The following is a 19,334-nucleotide window of genomic DNA, read 5'->3' on the forward strand; positions in this document are numbered from 1 at the left end:
GGTCTTCACAAATCTACAATTTTTTTTTAATCGTAAAAGGTTTTGTAGCAAAAATCCTCGTTATATTTGAAGGCTGATGAAATTGCTTACCGCGCCTTCTTTTTATAAACTTCTTAAGGATAACTTTCCTCATTTGCCTACACCAAAACAAGAACTGGCATTACAACAACTGGCCCATTTTGTATTATCAGACAAGAAAGATGAAATTTATTTGTTGAAAGGCTTTGCGGGAACCGGTAAAACTACGATAGTAGGTGATATTGTTTCGAACCTATGGAAAACAACTATGAAGGCAGTGCTGCTGGCACCTACCGGAAGGGCGGCTAAAGTAATGAGTAATTATTCAAAAAGTCAGGCCTTTACAATTCACAGGAAAATCTACTTCCCAAAAAAGGAAAGAGGGGGAGGTATAAAATTTGTGCTCGCACCTAATAAACACAGGGATACAATTTTCATTGTAGATGAAGCTTCTATGATCCCCGATGCACCCTCAGATTCCAAGTTATTTGGAAATGGCTCATTACTAGACGATTTGTTAATGTATGTTTATTCCGGACATAATTGTAAACTAATTTTAATTGGCGATACTGCGCAATTGCCTCCGGTTCACTTACAAATCAGTCCTGCTCTAGACAGCGAAAAACTAATATATAATTATAATAAAGAAGTAATAACCCTCGAATTAGACGAAGTAGTCAGACAGGCAGAGAACTCGGGAATATTGTTGAATGCGACCAATTTGAGGGAGCAGTTGCAATCCGACTACCTGGATGAGTTTAAATTTGATGTTGAACCATTTAAAGACATAATAAGACTTATTGATGGCCATGATATTCAGGAGGCAATTGACAATTCTTACAGGGAAAATGGTAAGGAGGAGACCGTACTGATTGTGCGCTCAAACAAAAGAGCAAATTTGTACAATGAAAACATTAGGAATAGAATTTTATACCTGGAAAATGAATTGGCCCCTGGTGATTATATGATGGTTGTAAAGAACAATTACTTTTGGTTAAAACCCAATTCTGAAGCCGGTTTTATAGCAAATGGTGATATTATTGAAATACTGGAGATTTTTTCTATTAAGGAGCTTTATGGATTCAAATTTGCCGAGGTAAAGGTGAAAATGGTAGATTATCCAAACCAACGACCATTGGAGCCTGTATTATTATTAGACACTATAAGAGCAGATACCCCATCATTGTCCTATGAAGAAGGCAATCGGCTATATCAGGAAGTGCAAAACGATTATGCTCATGAAAAATCAAAATATAAGCGTTTTCTGGGAGTAAAGAATAATAAATACTTTAATGCCTTACAGGTAAAGTTTTCTTATGCCATAACTTGTCACAAATCGCAAGGAGGACAATGGAATACTGTATTTGTAGAGCAACCTTATCTTCCAAATGGAATAGATCGCGACTATTTGCGATGGCTTTATACAGCGGTAACCAGGGCAAAGGAAAAATTATACCTGATAGGGTTTAAGAGTGATTTTTTTGTTGATTAGGAATAACTTAATTTAGTACAACAGATTTTTGTAATGACATCTGAAACAATAATTAGCATATTTCTTGGAGTTGGACTTGCTGCCTCGGTCGGATTCAGGGTTTTCTTGCCTTTGTTTGCATTAAGCCTTGCGGCCTATTTCGGTGTCTGGGAATTGAATCAAAACTGGGTATGGATTGGCAGTCTTGCGGCATTAATTGTACTTGGAGTTGCTACATTAGTAGAATTAATGGCCTATTTTATTCCATGGGTAGATAATTTACTAGATAGTATGGCTATACCCCTTGCAGCAATTGCAGGCACTGCCGTAATGGTTTCTACTGTGGCAAATTTAGATCCTGTGGTAACCTGGTCTCTAGCTATTATAGCCGGAGGAGGAACTGCAACCGCCATAAAAGGTGCGTCGGCTGCAGGAAGAGTAGTATCTACCACAACCACAGGAGGACTCGCAAATCCTATGGTATCGACTTTAGAATCCGGAACCGCTATAGTAGTTACAACTGCATCGATATTTGCTCCAATACTTGCTATGGTGCTGGTTATAATAATCCTGGTTTTTATTTTTTCGATTTATCGTAAATTAAGACCAAGAATTAAACATAAATAAATAAGAAATCAATGACTAAAATAATTGCTATGATACCTGCCCGCTACGCGGCAACCAGATTTCCAGGAAAATTGATGCAAGATTTGGCAGGTAAACCGGTCATTGTACGAACGAATGAGGCCGCTCTGCAGACTAATTTGTTTGATCAGGTTTACGTCGTTACAGATAGTCCTATTATTTTTGATGCTATCACCAAAGAAGGTGGCAAAGCTATAATGAGTATAGAAGAACACGAATGCGGGAGTGATAGAATAGCGGAAGCTGTAAGCGACATGGAAGTAGATATTATAGTAAATATACAAGGAGATGAACCTTTTACAGATAAGGAGAGTTTAGTCAGTATGTTGAATGTTTTTGAAAATGATTTGAACGAAGAAATTGATTTGGCGTCATTAATGACAAAAATTACCGATTCTGACGAGATTAATAACCCAAATATTGTAAAAGTAATTGTCGATAACAGAAATTTTGCACTGTATTTTTCGAGGTCTACTATTCCTTATCTAAGGGCTACAGATATGGAAATTGACTATTTTAAACATAAAGGTGTTTATGCTTTTAGGAAAAGAGCACTTATGGATTTTAGAAGTTTACCTATGTTAACCCTTGAAGCTGCAGAGAAAATTGAGGCCATACGATATTTGGAATATGGTAAGAAAATTAAAATGGTGGAAACAGAGGTAATTGGAATTGAAATTGACACTCCTGAAGATCTTGAGAAGGCTAAGGCGCTATGGAACTAGATTTTAAGAATATCAAAGTTGTTGGTTTCGATGCCGATGATACGCTCTGGGTAAATGAAACCTACTTTAGGGAAGCGGAAGAAAAGTTTGCCGATCTTCTTGAAAATTATGAAACCAAAAATAAGGTAGATCAGGAACTTTTTAAAATGGAAATGAATAACCTCGAGCTCTATGGCTACGGGATAAAAGGTTTTATGCTTTCCATGATTGAATCTGCTATGGAATTGTCCAACAATAATGTTCCTCCCCAGACAATTACTGAAATATTAAATCTTGGAAAGGAAATGATTGCCAGGCCTGTAGAACTTTTAGAGGGTGTTGAGGAAGTATTGCAAAAACTCGCCAGGAAATACAGGTTAATAGTCCTTACAAAAGGAGATCTCTTAGATCAGGAGAGAAAATTGGAAAGATCCGGACTAACCAAATATTTCCATCATGTTGAAGTGTTAAGTGACAAAAAAGAAGAGAATTATAAAAATTTACTGGATCATCTGGAGATTAAGACTAACGAATTTTTAATGATTGGAAATTCACTCAAATCAGATGTATTACCTATTATGAATATTGGTGCCAAGGCGGTACATGTACCTTTTCATACGACATGGGCACATGAGCATATAGCTCCCGAAGAGCATAACAATGATCACCTCACTTTAAACACACTATCAGAAATTTTAAAATACCTTGAATAAACACATGGAAGAAATGAAAGACTTAGAACTAGAAAAAAGTGCCAAGAAGACCAAAGGTCCTTACCGAAATTTTCCAATGGTGCCCCGTGTGGTATTCGGACAGGGTAGCTTTGACCAGTTAGGAGAAATACTACTACCTCATAGAAACAGTAATGACGCTCCAGTAATTTATCTTGTAGATGATGTTTTTAAAAACTCTGACTTAATCGATAGAATTCCCGTTTTATTTCAAGATAGGATTGTTCTGATTTCTGCGGATAAAGAGCCAAAAACAGGGCAAGTAGATGATTTGGTAAGTACGATAAAAGAGGATTTTACAGAATTACCATCGGCTATTGTAGGCATTGGTGGAGGTACTTTGTTGGATCTTGCAAAAGCCGTTGCAATAATGTTAAATAATGAGGGCTCTTCGGCCAATTATCAGGGCTGGGATTTAGTACATAATCAGGCAGTTTATCATGTTGGGATACCCACTATAAGTGGTACGGGAGCCGAGGTGTCCAGAACAACGGTTTTACTTGGTCCTGAAAAGAAACTTGGTATTAATTCAGATTTTACTCCATTTGATCAGGTTATTCTGGATCCCGATCTTCTCCACGGTGTGCCTAAAGATCAATGGTTTTATACCGGTATGGATTGTTTTATTCATTGTGTAGAATCCCTTAACGGGACTTACCTGAATGCGTTTAGTCAGAGTTATGGTGAAAAAGCTTTGGAATTATGTGAAGAAGTTTTTTTAGGTGATATTTCAGATTCAGACTCCAGAGATAAGTTAATGATGGCTTCGTGGCATGGAGGCATGAGTATTGCCTATTCTCAGGTAGGTGTTGCCCATGCAATGAGTTATGGTCTTTCTTATCTTCTGGGGACAAGACATGGGATTGGAAATTGTCTTGTTTTTCAACATTTGGAAGAGTTTTATCCTGAAGGAGTGGCTAAATTTAATGAAATGATGGAAAAGCATGATATTCAGCTTCCTAAGGGAATATGTGCAAATTTAACTGATGAGCAATTCAATACTATGATAAAGGTATCATTGGGTATGGTTCCGCTTTGGGAAAATGCTCTGGGCAAAAACTGGGCAAAATATATCACTCCTGAGAAATTAAGATCTATATACGAGAAAATTTAACCTTCAGGGAGATTAACTTTGTAATTATTTGCTATTTCATTCTTTTCGGGATTAATAGATGTAATTGCATTTAAGCCTTTACATTGATAGAATTCCCACACTGTTTTTATGCACCAACTTTCTAAATTTATATTCTTTAAAATACTAAAGTGGAAACTAATAGGCAAATTTCCGGATGTTGATAAATGTGTTGTAATTGTAGCCCCTCATACCAGTTGGGTAGACTTTATTCTGGGTCTGTTGGTTAGGAGGGTATTTAATGAGGAAGTTAATTTTATCGGAAAGCATAGTCTCTTCAGTCCTCCATTTGGATGGTATTTTAGGTGGATGGGGGGTGCTCCAATAGATCGAAGTAAAAGCCAAAACAAGGTCGCTGCAATCGTAAAACTTTTTGATGAGCGCAAGCGATTTCGGTTGGCATTGGCTCCGGAGGGAACGCGCAAAAAAGTAACAAAATGGAAAACAGGATTTTATTATATAGCTAAAATGGCGAAAGTTCCCATAGTAATGGTAGCCTTCGATTTTGGTAAAAAGGAAGTTAAGATTTCAGAACCTAAATACCCTACAAATGATATGGAAGCTGATCTTCAATCATACAGGGAATTTTACAAGGGCGTGGTAGGGAAAATCCCGGAATTTACTTAAACCCTTACAAACGTAAAGCTAATGCTTGCCGATTCAAAATTACCATCATTGTCAAAATCATATTCTCCTGATCCAAAACCTCCATTTAGGGTGAATGTAGTGGCATTAAGCGTTGCACCATAAGTGTCCCAGTCTCCGGGGTAATTGGCCCATTCAATAGCGAAAAAATAATCTCCTTCGAATTCTTCCCAGAACATCTCACCGCTCGTTGTATATGATGGCCTGTCTGAAGGATCAATGGTTAAGGTAAATCTGCCACTACTTTGAACGGTTAAGGTTACGGTTCCTCCTTCGTCAATTAGATCAAGAAAATTCACATTTCCGTCGCTAAAACCGGCTGAGGTGGCCTCCCAACTACCTGCCAATTCACTAATTTCAAATGGTCCTCCTACTTTAACCAATTCTACAGGGTCATCTTCTGAACAGGAAAGTAATAAAAATGCGAATAGGGGTACGAATAAAAATATATTGCTTAGTGTTTTCATAATCCAAGGTTTTAAGGTTAAATAATAGATTTAATTCATCTTTAGAATGCTTTATACAGGCTAGTATTATAGTTAAAATTAGAGTGATCACTACCAATGTACAATGACCTTGGTCAGTCACTGGAATAATTAAGGTTACCATTGAATCCTTAAGCCTGATATTCTTAATCAGGCAAGTCAGATCCCAATTAATGATCGTGCATCATTAATAATTTAAGGTATAAATGACTGTGCTAAGTTGTAGTTATTCCTGCATAGTATGATATACATTTTGTACATCATCGTCTTGTTCAATTTTCTCCAGGAGCTTTTCAACATCTTCCGCTTGCTCAGGGGAAAGTTCTTTGGTGATTTGCGGAATTCTTTCAAATCCTGAAGAGAGAATTTCAATATTTCGAGATTCCAATTCCTTCTGTATGGCTCCAAAGCTCTCAAAAGGGGCATAGATTAATATGCCATCGTCATCAACAAAGACCTCTTCCGCACCAAAGTCAATCATGTCCAGCTCAATTTCTTCAGGATCTATTCCTTCTGCATTGATACGAAAATTGCAGGTATGATCAAACATAAACTCAACAGACCCGGAGGTGCCCAGGTTACCGTCGCATTTATTAAAATAACTGCGAATGTTGGCTACTGTCCTCGTATTATTATCTGTTGCTGTTTCTATTAAAATAGCTATTCCATGGGGGGCGTAACCTTCAAATAATACCTCTTTAAAATCGCCCTGAGACTTATCGGAGGCCCTTTTAATTGCTCTTTCAATATTGTCCTTGGGCATATTCACAGATTTGGCATTCTGAATAACGGCACGCAGACGTGAATTGGAATCGGGATCGGGTCCACCTTCCTTAACAGCCATAACAATGTCTTTGCCAATTCGCGTAAAAGCTTTGGACATGGCTGACCATCGCTTCATTTTACGCGCTTTCCTAAATTCAAATGCTCTTCCCATAAATTAATGCATGCTATTTCCTGGAAGCAAATTTAACAATTTTAAATGGTGGGACAAGAGAGGTTACAACAAGACAAAGCAATTAACTATTGACTATTTTTTCAATGCTTTCAGCAAGTTTAAAATCGTTTTCGGTTATACCACCAACGTCGTGCGTATTTAATCGAATGTTTAGAGAGCTATATACATTCGACCAATCCGGATGGTGATTTTGTTGCTCGCATTCAAACGCTATTCGTGTCATAATAGAAAAAGCATCTTTGAAGTTTTTAAACTTATAGCTACGTTCAATGGAGCCGTCTTTATATTCCCAACCTTTCAGATTTTTTAACCTGTTAGTTACTTCATCTTCGCTTAGTTTTTCCATAAGTTTTATTTTTCTTAAAGTTAGAAAAAATCGAATTGAAATTAAAAATAGGCAGATTTCTTATAAATCATCCAATAACATGATGATCAATAATTTCCTGGCAACTAATTCGAAGGTTTTTGGGAAGTTTATTGTCTTTAGGTAAAACGGCCAGATAGCGCTCCTCATTTGTGGTGAACACCCGCTTAAAAATTGGATTAAAACTCCCAATCCTTTCAAGAATATCTTTTACAAAGTCTTCATGATGTACCAAATCATAACTACCCAAATGATAAATTCCAATTTTATTGCGATTAATGAGATAATGGATTTGCTGGGTAAGTTTATTGATGCTTATTACGTTAATTATAAGGTTTGGGAAAACTTCGATAGGCTCATTATTCCAAATAAATTTCTTCATTTCCTTTACCCGGGGGGAGGAATTCCCAAATACCATAGGTACTCTTAAAATGGCCATTTTGGACCTGGGCAACCGCAAAAGCATATTCTCTATTCTTATTTTTAGTCTACCGTAGACACTCTCAGATAAGGTTTTATCATATTCGTATGATGGATATTTACTATATGCATCAAAGACGTTAGCAGAAGACAAGAAATATAGTTTGCAATCGTTTTTAACTAGATATTCCGCTATATGCTGATGAGCCTGAATTTGAGCTCCGAAATTGCCTCTTAAAGCAGAAATAATTACTTGTGGACGTATTTGCTCCAGAAGTTGATAGATATCATCTTCCAGCATGTCATATCTTATAAATTGTTTATTGTCTTCAAAGGCCCTGCCAGAGGAACAATACGTAGCATAGGTATCAAAATAATTGCAGAGTTCCTTGTAAATAGCATTCCCAATAAAACCGCTACCACCTAATATCAGTATTTTCTTTCCTCCGTCTTTCACCCTATTGCCCTCCTCGTTTCCAAAAGATATTTAAGATTTATAAAATGGTAGTTTTACAACTTTTGCCTTTACTGTATTTTTACGTATTTGAATAAGAATCTCACTGCCCGGATCGGAGAATGTAGATTCTACATATCCCAAGCCAATACCTTTGTTCAAAGAAGGTGACATTGTTCCGGAGGTGACATAGCCAATTTTATTTCCTGTTCCATCTACTATTTCATAATCCTGTCTGGGAATACCACGTTCCTGCAATTCAAAGGCAATTAATTTTTTCTTTAATGGTTGCTCCTTTTCTTTTGCCAGAGCATCACTGTTCACAAAGTCTTTGCTAAACTTTGTAATCCAACCCAGCCCTGCTTCTAAAGGAGAAGTTTCATCATTAATATCATTACCATAAAGGCAATAGCCCATCTCTAGTCTTAGCGTATCCCTAGCAGCCAAACCAATTGGCTTAATTCCATAAGCCGCGCCTGCTTCCAGAACACTATCCCAAATTTGTTTTGCTTCTTCATTTTTACAGTAAATTTCAAAACCTCCTGAACCTGTATAGCCTGTCGCCGAAATGATAACATGTTCTATCCCGGCGAAATCGCCAACTACAAAATTATAGAACTTAATAGCGGAAAGATCTACGGAGGTTAAAGACTGCATGGACTTTACCGCCTTAGGACCCTGAATAGCCAATAAAGAGTAGTTTTCTGATATATTCCTGAGTTGAGCACCTATAGACTCATTATACCTGGAAATATGATCCCAATCTTTTTGAATATTTGAGGCGTTCACCACAAGGAGGTAAACTTCTTCTTTTACCCTGTAAACAATAAGATCATCCACAATACCACCAGATTCATTTGGAAAGTAGCTGTATTGCGCCTTTCCAACCGCTAGTTTTGAAGCATCATTTGATGTGACTTTTTGGATAAGCGCTAAAGCGTTGGGTCCTTCCACTAAGAATTCTCCCATATGAGAAACATCAAAGACGCCCACCCCTTTTCTTACAGTTTCATGTTCAACATTAACACCTTCATAAGATACTGGCATTAAATATCCTGCAAAAGGAACCATTTTTGCTCCAAGAGCTTCGTGAGTTTTAGTTAAGGCCGTATTCTTCATATTTCATGCTTTTGAGCTGGGCAAATTTATAGAAAATTAATAGATAGCTAAATCAGACTTCACAATGTTTTATGACTTAAAATATTGAAATGGCCTATTTTTTTAGCAAATAACTTTTAAGTTCATCGTACGTGTCAATCTTGAAAGAAACTTTATCTTTTTCCAATACACTTTGAATCTGGGAAGGAATAGGCAATTTCAATTTTAGAGTTTCTTCAACAACGTCTAAAAATTTAACAGGGTGCGCAGTTTCTAAAAACACGCCTAAGGTATTAGATTTATCTTTTTGGTATTCTTTCAGACCTAAATATCCAACCGCTCCATGAGGATCAGCTATGTAGTTAGATGAATTATAAATTTTAAGGATTGCGCGTTTTGTTTCCTTATCTGTAAAGGAATAGGAGGACAAGTTATTCTTTAATTCTTCGAAATTATTTTTATAAAGATTCCTTATTCTAATAAAATTACTGGGGTCTCCTACATCCATAGCATTAGAAATAGTAGATTTTGAAGTTTTGGGAGTATATTCTTGTGTATGCATAAAACGAGGTACAGTATCATTTACATTTGTTGCTGCAATAAAATGTGCAACCGGCATGCCTAGTTTTTGTGCAACCATCCCTGCGCAGATATTTCCAAAATTACCGCTAGGAACAGAGAACACAATAGGCTGTTTCCTGCTTTTAAGTTTTTTATAAGTAAATAGAAAATAAAACATTTGTGGCAACCACCTGGCCACGTTTATTGAATTTGCGGATGTTAATTTTATTTCTGATTTCAGGTCCGAATCCAAAAATGCAGTTTTAACCATATTCTGGCAATCGTCAAAATTCCCGTTAACCTCAAGGGCCGTTATGTTTTGTCCTAATGTTGTTAACTGACGTTCCTGTATATCACTGACTTTTCCGCTTGGATATAATATAACCACATTAACACCCTTTACCCCTAGAAAACCATTAGCCACTGCACCACCGGTGTCTCCAGAAGTAGCTACCAGCACTGTCACCTCACTATTTTGACCTTCTGAGAAATAACCAAGGCAATGCGCCATAAATCTGGCTCCTACATCTTTAAATGCAAGGGTAGGTCCATGAAAAAGTTCTAAAGTTGCTACGTTTTTTTCCAATTCTACAACGGGAAAGGGAAAATCTAACACACTATGTATAATCTCTTTTAATATATTTTCCGGAATGCTATCACTTACAAATTGTTTTATTGCCTCAAAGGCAATTTCATGATCCGTAAGATCTTCAATATTTTCAAAAAAAGATGCAGGCAGCGGGTTTATTTCCCGTGGAAAGTATAAACCTCTGTCGGGGGCTATGCCGTTAATCACAGCATCTTTAAACGATACTTCCGCAGCTTTTTTATTTAGACTATAAAATTTCATTTGCAGGTATTAAGGAAGAAAAGGTCCAAATCATATTTTATGCATTCCTTTCGTATTTATTTTTGAAACATATACATCATAATCCACACCAATATTGACGTATACACTGCTCATAGCTTCTGCTACTTTTTCGGCAGTTGCCTTTCCTTTACTCAAGGCAAAAATAGAAGGCCCCGATCCGGAAATTCCGGTTCCCAAAGCCCCTGCTTTCATGGTTTCTGATTTTACATCACTAAATCCGGGTATAAGCATGGATCGGATAGGTTCTATGATATGGTCTACTAAAGACCTGCCAATCAGGTCGTAGTCTTCGAGGAAAAGCCCTGATATAAGTCCTCCAACATTTCCCCATTGTTTTATTCCATCTTTTAAGGAAATTGATGTTTTAAGAATTTTTCTCGAATCTGATGTCTTTACTTCAATCTGAGGGTGGATCACCGTAGCAAACAATTCAGGGGGTGTATTTATTTTGATAATATCTAAGGGTTCATAACTACGCACCAGCGTAAATCCACCGTATAGAGCGGGTGCTACATTATCTGCGTGGGCTACGCCGCTGGCTAATGCCTCTCCGAGCATGGCAAACTTTACCAGTTCAATTGGTGTAAATGGCCTATCCAGAAGTTCATTCATAGCCCATACAGCACCGGCAGCACTTGCAGCGCTGCTGCCAATTCCACTTCCGGCTTTTATCTTTTTATGAATTTCAATCTCAAAGCCACCGGTATAATTGCTTTCTTTTAAAAAGGCCAATCCTGCTACGCCAGCTACATTATCTAATGTTGCCAGGGGTAGTGATTGTCCTGTTATTTTAGAGATCCTGATACCAGGTTCTTTTGCCTTTTGCACGATCATTTCATCGCCTATTGCCTCCAGGGCTAAACCAAGGACATCAAATCCACAGGAGATATTTGCTATTGTAGCCGGGCAAAAGACCTTAATTCTATTCATTTAATTAAAAATTTCCTATTCTGATTATATCTGCAAAAATTCCGGATGCTGTAACATCTGCCCCGGCCCCGGCGCCCTTGATAATCAATGGTTGGCTAGGATATCTTTCAGTAAAGAAAAGTACAATATTATCACTTCCTTCTAAATTATAAAAATCATGACCCTTAGGGATGTGCTCTAGTCCAACACTCGCTTTTCCATTTGCATATTCTGCAACATATTTTAGCTTGCTTTCAACCGCCGCCGCCTTTGCATAAAGTTCCTGAAAGGATTTTTCATGGGTGATAAGAGAAGCATAAAAGTCTTCATTATTGTTGGTCGCCAAACTTTCTTCCGGCAAAAATGATTTGTTCTCTATTTCCTTTATATCCAGTTTATAGCCACTTTCTCTTGCCAAAATTAAAATCTTTCTCATTACATCAACCCCACTGAGATCTATTTTTGGATCCGGTTCGGTATATCCCTCTTCCTGCGCCCTTTTAACAACATCATGAAAAGTGGTGGTATCGTCAAAATTATTAAAAACAAAATTCAGACTTCCCGATAGTACAGCTTGTATTTTGTTGATTTTATCTCCGGAGGCTATCAAATGCTTTAGAGTGTCTATTATGGGCAATCCCGCACCCACATTTGTCTCAAATAGGAATGGTGAATTGTATTCTCTTGAAAGCTCTTTAAGATCCCTGTATTTTTCATAGTCCGAAGAACAGGCAATTTTATTGCAGGTAACTACTGAAATACTTCGTTTTAAATAATCAGAATAAGTATCGGCTACAATTTCGCTGGCGGTATTATCTACAAAAATGCTATTGCGATAGTTGTATTTTAAGACGTTTTCATAAAACCTGGTCTTATCCGCTTTTTCTCCTTTTTCCAACAACTCTTCCCAACGTTCCAATGGTATCCCATCCTCATCAAAAACCATTGTTCTCGAATTAGATAATCCAATGACCCGCGGATTTAGTTTAAGGTTCTTTTTAAGATATTTTTTCTGATTTTGGATTTGCTTAATAAACCTGGAACCCACATTACCCACGCCCATTACGTAGAGGTTTAATTGCTTAATGTTTTCCTCAAAGAACTCTTCATGTAAGGTATTAAGGGCTTTTTTTATATCATCTTTTCTAATAACGGCCGAAATATTCCTTTCAGAAGCCCCTTGGGCAATGGCTCTGATATTTACGTTATTCTTGCCTAATCCACTGAACATCTTTCCGCTTAGGCCTTGGTGACTTTTCATATTGTCTCCCACCAGAGCAATAATGGCGAGTTCAGTTTCTACTATTACCGGCTTAATTTTTTGTGTAGCTATTTCATATTCAAAAGCTGTATTCACCAATGATTCTGCAATTACTGCATCATTATCAGAAATTCCAACGCAAATTGAATGTTCTGAGGATGCCTGTGTTATAAGTACAACACTAATACCGGCCTGAGAAAGCACCTCAAAAAATCGTTTTGAGATACCCGGTATTCCAATCATACCCGGGCCTTCCAGCGAAAGGAGGGTAATATTCTCTACATTACTGATACCCCGAACAGACTTACCCAGGGCATTTTGGTTTTTGGCTATTAAAGTACCCTGCTCGTCCGGTGCAAAAGTATTTTTAATGAGGATAGGTATATTTTTTGACAGCACAGGTTGAATGGTGGGGGGATACAAAACTTTGGCTCCAAAATGAGATAATTCCATTGCCTCTTCATAAGAGATCTGCGGAATTGCTTTAGCCTGTTTAACTATTCTGGGATTAGCAGTATACATTCCACTAACATCTGTCCATATTTGTAGTTCCTCCGCCTCTAATGCACCAGCTACTATTGCCGCTGTATAATCAGAACCACCTCTTCCTAAGGTTGTGGAATTACCTTTAGCTGATGAAGATATAAATCCTGGAATGACAGTTATGTTGCTTTTAGAATTTGAAAAGTAAGTTTTACATAAACCATTTGTGCTATCAAAATCTACTCCGGCCATGCCATACGCATCATCAGTTTTAATTAACTCTCGACTATCTTTAAACGCAGAGTTCATACCTTCTGATATGAAGAATTCACTAATAATAAAAGACGACAAAAGTTCACCAAAACTTACTATCTTATCTGTTAACTGCGGGGTCTTTTCAGCAATTAGAAATGCACCCTCGGCAAGGGTATCCAAAGTGTTTAATTCACTTTTTACTTTACTTAAAATGGCACTTTGTAATTGAATTGGAATAAGTTCTTTAATGGTCTTAATATGCCGGGCCTCTATTTCGCGGAGACAATCTTTATAGCTCTCATCCTGCTTCGATGCCAAATCAACCGTTTTTAAGAGTAAATCAGTAATTCCCCCAAGAGCTGATACGACAACAACCATCTTATTTCCATCTAAATTTTTGACGATATTCTGAACCTGCTTAATGTGTGCTGCATTGGCTACTGAAGTACCTCCAAACTTTAAAATCTTCATTATTCTATCTTGTTAATTATGTAATTGATACAGGTGTTGTTACTGAATATATATGAATACGGACGTATATGTAGAATCTTACCCCTTAGGGGTAGTAGTGGTAGATGTAACAGCAAAATGGCGCTGGTTAGGTTGGGAAGGAGCCCATTTGTTTATGTCCGATATGCTTTTCATAATGCCTATGATAACAATTCAAAAGTATGACTTTTGAACCCCTTATCAAATAATTCATGCTATTTTTACGAAGTCATCAAACTTTTTCAAATATTTTTACAAAAAATAGTTCTTTTAGGTAGATTGATTAGTATACCGTAGAATTCATAATTACCAACATAATTAAAATGGCTATTATAAATAGGGTTATGACTAAATAGGGATAATCAAAACTCTAAGCTTAAATGGGGAAATGAAGATATTCACAGCCAAACAGATTTACGCAGCTGACCAATTTACATTGGCAGAGCAGAAAATTACTAGTGATGAACTTATGGAGAGGGCGTCTGTTCAACTTTTCAACTGGCTTCATCACAGGCTGCAAGGGGCACAGGTAAAAATTAAGTTGTTTTGTGGGATTGGAAATAATGGTGGGGATGGATTGGCTCTGGCCAGACACTTAATGGAGCATGGCTATAATATAGAAGTAATTGTTGTAAACTATAGCGAAAAGAGGTCTGCTGATTTCCTGGTTAATTTGAAACGATTAAAAGATCGTAAGATTTGGCCATATTTTATGAACCCGGATACTGAACTTCCTTCGTTAAGTTCAGAAGATATAATTATTGATGCCCTTTTTGGGATTGGTTTAAACAGATCGCCAGACCAATGGGTTGCACAGATTATACATCATCTCAATAAATCTGGTGCTTTTGTAGTTTCGGTTGATGTGCCATCGGGTTTGTTTTTAGATCAGGCTGTTAATAATTTAGAATCGGTCGTAAAAGCTAATTATGTTCTTAGTTTCCAGTTTCCAAAACTTATTTTTTTCTTGCCGGAAACAGGGGTATTCTCTAATCAATGGCAAATTTTGAATATTGGTTTGTCCCAAAAATATACTGAACAAACTCATGCCAGCTTCGAACTTATTGGCAAAAATGAAGTTTTGAAATATTACATTCCGAGAGAAAAATTTTCGCACAAAGGCACTTACGGCCATGCGTTGATTCTTGGTGGCAGCTATGGAAAAATTGGAGCTGTTTCTCTTGCTTCACGGGCCTGTATTACCACCGGTAGTGGATTGGTTTCGGCTTATGTGCCTCAATGTGGGTATATACCATTGCAGAGTTCATTGCCTGAAATTATGGTTATTACGGATAAGGGCGAAAAAGAAATTATGAATATTTCTTTGAACATGGAGCCCAATGTAATAGGGTTGGGAATTGGAATGGGAACCGGTAAAAACGGAATTAATATTCTTGCCCAAAAAAAATCCCTTTTAAAAAGACTTCAGCCAAAAACGGTACTTACACCACATCCGGGGGAATTGAAGCGTTTGTTGGGTGCCTGGGAGAATGATTTTGACAAGCTAAAAAAAGCAAAGGAATTTTCTAAGAAATATGATTGCATCCTTGTACTTAAAGAAGCCCACACAATTGTGGTCTATGATGAACAGGGATATGTTAATACAACGGGAAACCCCGGTATGGCTACTGCTGGAAGCGGGGATGTGCTGACCGGTATGATAACTTCATTAATTGCGCAGAAATATGAACCTTTAAAAGCGGCTATTTTTGGAGTATACCTTCATGGCAGGGCTGCAGATTTAGCAATTGAAAACCTGGGATACCAAGCGCTTACAGCTACCGCTATAATTAATGGAATTGGCCCGGCTTACATTGATTTGTTTAATGTTCCTCCTGTGGACACGGAAAATCAAACTAAAGAAGACTAAATCCTTACTTCTTTCTGACCCTTCTTTGCACCCAGGCAAGTGCATTATTATAATCAATGTAAAATTTCATTGGTTTTTTGTAGAAAAGTTTTTCAATTTTAAAATTATGCATATCTACTTCCTTGACGGAAACAATAGCAAATGCTTTAAGATTATTTAACTCCCTTAAATAGCCGTAAATAGTGGGATCTATAGCATAGGAATTTTTTCTGAGACTGATAATGCCAAAGTTGGTATCTCTAAAATGGATCTCTGAAATTCCAATAATTTGATAGGCCCTTTCCAGGGTAAGCGTTGCCCCTTCGTCAAACGTTACAACCATATGATTTTTAAATACCTGAACAGTACCAATATCTAAGTTGTATTCTTTGACTATAATTTTTTTCTTAGCCGGTCCGACTTTCATTTCATATAGTTTAGTGTGTCTAAAACGAAAGTATAGGCTTGTTCAAGTTTTGCGAAAAATATTAGACCAATGGCGTATATATCGTTTATACGGTTTCCGGTAAGTTTAAACTGTATTCTTATTCTTACTTGCTGTAATCTATGGAAATAAAAAAAGGAACCAATTAACTTGGTTCCTTTATAACTAAATTCTTACAATCTGCTATGCTTTAGAGCCTTTCTTAGACTTTTTTATCTGAATAGACAATTCTTCTTTCTTTTCATCTAAGTCCATATAGATACTATCCCCTTCTTCGAGTTTGGAATTCACTATTTCTTCTGCGAGGGCATCTTCAATATATTTTTGAATTGCTCTTTTCAGGGGTCGTGCACCGTATTGTTTATCAAAACCTTTATCGGCAATGTAATCTTTGGCTTTGTCTGTTAAATTCAGATCGTATCCAATATCATTTATTCTTTCGTAAAGTTTATTTAATTCAATGTCGATTATCTTATGAATATGTTTGCGCTCCAACGGATTAAATACAACCACATCATCTATTCTGTTAAGGAACTCCGGTGCAAAAGCCTTTTTAAGGGCATTTTCAATCACACTCTTATGGTGATCATGTTCCTGAGATTTTTTTGCAGCAGTACCGAAACCTACGCCTTGTCCAAAATCCTTGAGCTGGCGGGCACCAATATTCGATGTCATTATAATGATCGTATTTCTGAAATCTATTTTACGACCTAAGCTGTCTGTTAAAAATCCATCATCCAATACCTGAAGTAACATGTTAAAAACATCAGGATGCGCTTTTTCAACTTCATCCAAAAGAATTACAGAATAAGGTTTGCGTCTAACTTTTTCAGTCAGTTGTCCCCCTTCCTCGTAACCCACATAACCGGGAGGAGCTCCTACTAGTCTGGATATGGCAAATTTTTCCATATACTCACTCATATCAATCCTGATCAGGGCATCTTCAGAATCAAAAAGTTCTTGTGCCAATACCTTGGCCAGCTGGGTTTTTCCTACACCAGTTTGTCCCAGGAAAATGAAAGAACCAATAGGTTTATTCGGATCTTTCAGACCTGCTCTGTTACGTTGTATTGCTTTTGCTACTTTAGCAACGGCTTCATCTTGTCCAATTACATTCCCTTTAATAAGAGCTGGTAACTCAGCGAGTTTGTTGCTTTCAGTCTGTGCTATTTTATTTACCGGAATTCCACTCATCATAGATACCACATCGGCAACATTATCTTCACTTACCGTTTCTCTGTGGAGTTTACTGTCTTCTTCCCATTTTTCCTGGGCAACAGCAAGTTCCTTTTCTAATCTTTTTTCATCATCCCTAAGCTTGGCAGCTTCCTCATAACGCTGTTTCTTAACTACGCTATTCTTCAATTCACGCACATCTTCTAACTGATTTTCCAATTCAAGAATTTGTTTTGGAACATCCATGTTTATTATATGCACCCGTGAACCAGATTCATCCATAGCATCTATTGCTTTATCCGGTAAAAATCTGTCGGTCATATATCGGTTTGTAAGCTTAACACAGGCTACGATAGCTTCATCAGTATAATTTACATTGTGGTGATCTTCGTATTTCCCTTTAATATTCATTAAAATTTCAATGGTTTCCTCCACTGTTGTGGGCTCTACCATTACTTTTTGAAAGCGTCTCTCCAGGGCCCCGTCTTTTTCAATATACTGCCTGTATTCATCCAGCGTAGTTGCTCCTATACATTGAATTTCTCCGCGTGCCAAAGCCGGTTTAAACATATTTGAAGCATCCAGACTGCCTGTGGCACCACCGGCACCAACAATGGTATGGATCTCATCTATAAACAGAATAACGTCATCATTCTTTTCCAATTCGTTCATTACGGCTTTCATCCGCTCTTCAAACTGTCCCCGATATTTGGTGCCGGCAACCAGTGAAGCCAGATCTAAAGTCACTACCCTTTTGTTATAAAGGATGCGAGATACCTTCTTGTTAATAATTCGCAGTGCCAAACCTTCTGCAATTGCACTTTTACCAACACCGGGTTCTCCAATTAACAGGGGGTTATTTTTCTTTCTTCTGCTTAATATCTGAGATACACGTTCAATTTCTTTCTCCCTGCCAACAACAGGGTCCAATTTGTTTTCTTCAGCAAGTTGCGTTAAATCTCTTCCAAAATTATCCAAAACAGGTGTTTTGGATTTTTTGCTTCCTTTTTGACCCGAAGCCGACCCGAAAGATCCTTCTTTACCTTCTACAGGCTCATCAGAATCACTGGGAAACGACTCAGAGGTAGGCGAGTCAATATAGTCATCCTCGCTTGTGATCATAGATTTAAACTGATCTTTCACGCCGTCATAATCCACTTTAAGCTTATGAAGTAATTTCGTCGTAGGATCGTTTTCGTTTCTTAAGATGCATAAAAGTAAATGTGCTGTATTTATTGAAGAGCTTTGAAACAATTTAGCTTCAAGAAAGGTTGTTTTTAATGCACGTTCTGCCTGTCTGGTAAGATGAAGATTTTTTTTATCTTTTTGAATCCCTCCTGAATTTGGATTCGCCGGACTCAAAATTTCGACTTTTCGTCTTAAGTGATCCAGGTCTACATCCAGGGCATCCAAAATGCTGATTGCTTTGCCATTTCCATCACGCAGTAAGCCCAGCATTAAATGCTCGGTACCAATAAAATCATGTCCCAGCCTCAATGCCTCTTCCTTGCTGTAAGCAATTACATCCTTTACTCTAGGTGAAAAATTATCATCCATAAAATTTTCTTATTCGGTAATAAAATTAGTAAATCTAATCTTAAGAACGTCAAATACCGTACCTATATTCGACAAACTTGGACTAAATGACGAAAAAAACACCGATTTACAAAATAATTAACATCCTAATTATTAACGAAATCACTATCCGGATGTGTTAATAAATTCTTTAATAAACTGCTTTGAAAGAGCTTCACCTGCTATGATTTTACGTATATTGGCCTGATATTTTAATCACATCAAAAGCAATACGTTTTTTATATGGCTGAAGGAGAAAAATTGATCCCTATCAACATTGAAGATGAAATGAAATCAGCCTACATTGACTACTCAATGTCGGTCATTGTGTCACG

General features: G+C 37.3%; 18 protein-coding genes. 8 read left to right on the forward strand and 10 right to left on the reverse strand.

Annotation, left to right across the window (positions count from 1 at the left end):
* The first annotated feature begins 76 nt into the window (after positions 1–76).
* The 6 genes from Q0X89_RS11245 to Q0X89_RS11270 all read left to right on the forward strand — a co-directional run bounded on the left by Q0X89_RS11245 (position 77) and on the right by Q0X89_RS11270 (position 5,328).
* On the forward strand, positions 77–1,510 hold the full coding sequence (locus Q0X89_RS11245) for an ATP-binding domain-containing protein (protein WP_297694166.1): 1,434 nt from the start codon (positions 77–79) through the stop codon (positions 1,508–1,510).
* A 33-nt stretch (positions 1,511–1,543) separates the two neighbouring features.
* Positions 1,544–2,116: a DUF4126 domain-containing protein gene (locus Q0X89_RS11250; RefSeq protein ID WP_297694168.1), complete on the forward strand. Its 573-nt coding sequence runs from the start codon at positions 1,544–1,546 to the stop codon at positions 2,114–2,116.
* Positions 2,117–2,145: 29 nt separating this feature from the next.
* A complete protein-coding gene (kdsB, locus tag Q0X89_RS11255; RefSeq protein WP_297694202.1) occupies positions 2,146–2,859 on the forward strand; it encodes a 3-deoxy-manno-octulosonate cytidylyltransferase in 714 nt (237 codons plus the stop codon).
* On the forward strand, positions 2,850–3,551 hold the full coding sequence (locus tag Q0X89_RS11260) for an HAD family hydrolase (protein ID WP_297694170.1): 702 nt from the start codon (positions 2,850–2,852) through the stop codon (positions 3,549–3,551). Before kdsB ends, Q0X89_RS11260 begins: the two co-directional genes overlap by 10 nt.
* A gap of 4 nt (positions 3,552–3,555) precedes the next feature.
* Positions 3,556–4,683, forward strand: a complete 1,128-nt coding sequence (locus Q0X89_RS11265; protein WP_297694204.1) for an iron-containing alcohol dehydrogenase family protein — start codon at positions 3,556–3,558, stop codon at positions 4,681–4,683.
* Between the two features lie 108 nt (positions 4,684–4,791).
* The gene (locus tag Q0X89_RS11270; protein ID WP_297694172.1) at positions 4,792–5,328 is read left to right on the forward strand and encodes a 1-acyl-sn-glycerol-3-phosphate acyltransferase; all 537 of its coding nucleotides are present in this window, start codon (positions 4,792–4,794) and stop codon (positions 5,326–5,328) included.
* On the opposite strand, the gene Q0X89_RS11275 is transcribed toward Q0X89_RS11270, so the two are convergent.
* From Q0X89_RS11275 to thrA, 8 genes are all read right to left on the reverse strand, one after another.
* Positions 5,325–5,813 carry a hypothetical protein gene (locus Q0X89_RS11275; protein ID WP_297694174.1) on the reverse strand — a complete coding sequence of 163 codons (489 nt, stop codon included), beginning with the start codon at positions 5,811–5,813 and terminating at the stop codon, positions 5,325–5,327. The genes Q0X89_RS11270 and Q0X89_RS11275 overlap by 4 nt on opposite strands.
* Before the next feature lie 244 nt (positions 5,814–6,057).
* Positions 6,058–6,768 carry a YebC/PmpR family DNA-binding transcriptional regulator gene (locus Q0X89_RS11280; protein WP_297694176.1) on the reverse strand — a complete coding sequence of 237 codons (711 nt, stop codon included), beginning with the start codon at positions 6,766–6,768 and terminating at the stop codon, positions 6,058–6,060.
* A gap of 82 nt (positions 6,769–6,850) precedes the next feature.
* Positions 6,851–7,135, reverse strand: a complete 285-nt coding sequence (locus tag Q0X89_RS11285) for a 4a-hydroxytetrahydrobiopterin dehydratase (RefSeq protein WP_297694178.1) — start codon at positions 7,133–7,135, stop codon at positions 6,851–6,853.
* Between the two features lie 67 nt (positions 7,136–7,202).
* Positions 7,203–8,030 carry a sugar nucleotide-binding protein gene (locus Q0X89_RS11290; protein WP_297694180.1) on the reverse strand — a complete coding sequence of 276 codons (828 nt, stop codon included), beginning with the start codon at positions 8,028–8,030 and terminating at the stop codon, positions 7,203–7,205.
* Between the two features lie 30 nt (positions 8,031–8,060).
* Positions 8,061–9,146, reverse strand: a complete 1,086-nt coding sequence (gene gcvT / locus Q0X89_RS11295; protein WP_297694182.1) for a glycine cleavage system aminomethyltransferase GcvT — start codon at positions 9,144–9,146, stop codon at positions 8,061–8,063.
* A 94-nt stretch (positions 9,147–9,240) separates the two neighbouring features.
* A complete protein-coding gene (gene thrC / locus Q0X89_RS11300; protein ID WP_297694185.1) occupies positions 9,241–10,536 on the reverse strand; it encodes a threonine synthase in 1,296 nt (431 codons plus the stop codon).
* Between the two features lie 30 nt (positions 10,537–10,566).
* Positions 10,567–11,487 (reverse strand): homoserine kinase, encoded by a 921-nt coding sequence (locus Q0X89_RS11305; RefSeq protein ID WP_297694188.1) that lies wholly within the window; start codon positions 11,485–11,487, stop codon positions 10,567–10,569.
* Between the two features lie 4 nt (positions 11,488–11,491).
* The gene (gene thrA, locus Q0X89_RS11310) at positions 11,492–13,936 is read right to left on the reverse strand and encodes a bifunctional aspartate kinase/homoserine dehydrogenase I (protein ID WP_297694190.1); all 2,445 of its coding nucleotides are present in this window, start codon (positions 13,934–13,936) and stop codon (positions 11,492–11,494) included.
* Positions 13,937–13,988: 52 nt separating this feature from the next.
* On the opposite strand from thrA, the gene Q0X89_RS11315 reads away from it, so the two are divergent.
* Both Q0X89_RS11315 and Q0X89_RS11320 read left to right on the forward strand, forming a co-directional pair.
* A complete protein-coding gene (locus Q0X89_RS11315; protein ID WP_297694192.1) occupies positions 13,989–14,147 on the forward strand; it encodes a hypothetical protein in 159 nt (52 codons plus the stop codon).
* 195 nt (positions 14,148–14,342) lie between these two features.
* Positions 14,343–15,824 carry an NAD(P)H-hydrate dehydratase gene (locus Q0X89_RS11320; RefSeq protein ID WP_297694194.1) on the forward strand — a complete coding sequence of 494 codons (1,482 nt, stop codon included), beginning with the start codon at positions 14,343–14,345 and terminating at the stop codon, positions 15,822–15,824.
* Positions 15,825–15,828: 4 nt separating this feature from the next.
* Here the strand turns inward: Q0X89_RS11320 and Q0X89_RS11325 are convergent, their stop codons facing one another.
* A complete protein-coding gene (locus Q0X89_RS11325) occupies positions 15,829–16,230 on the reverse strand; it encodes an STAS/SEC14 domain-containing protein (protein WP_297694196.1) in 402 nt (133 codons plus the stop codon).
* Between the two features lie 201 nt (positions 16,231–16,431).
* Complete coding sequence (locus Q0X89_RS11330; RefSeq protein ID WP_297694198.1) at positions 16,432–18,981, reverse strand: ATP-dependent Clp protease ATP-binding subunit; 2,550 nt, start codon at positions 18,979–18,981, stop codon at positions 16,432–16,434.
* Positions 18,982–19,334: the final 353 nt, after the last annotated feature.

This window comes from uncultured Eudoraea sp. (genome assembly GCF_947258525.1).
GTDB lineage: Bacteria > Bacteroidota > Bacteroidia > Flavobacteriales > Flavobacteriaceae > Eudoraea.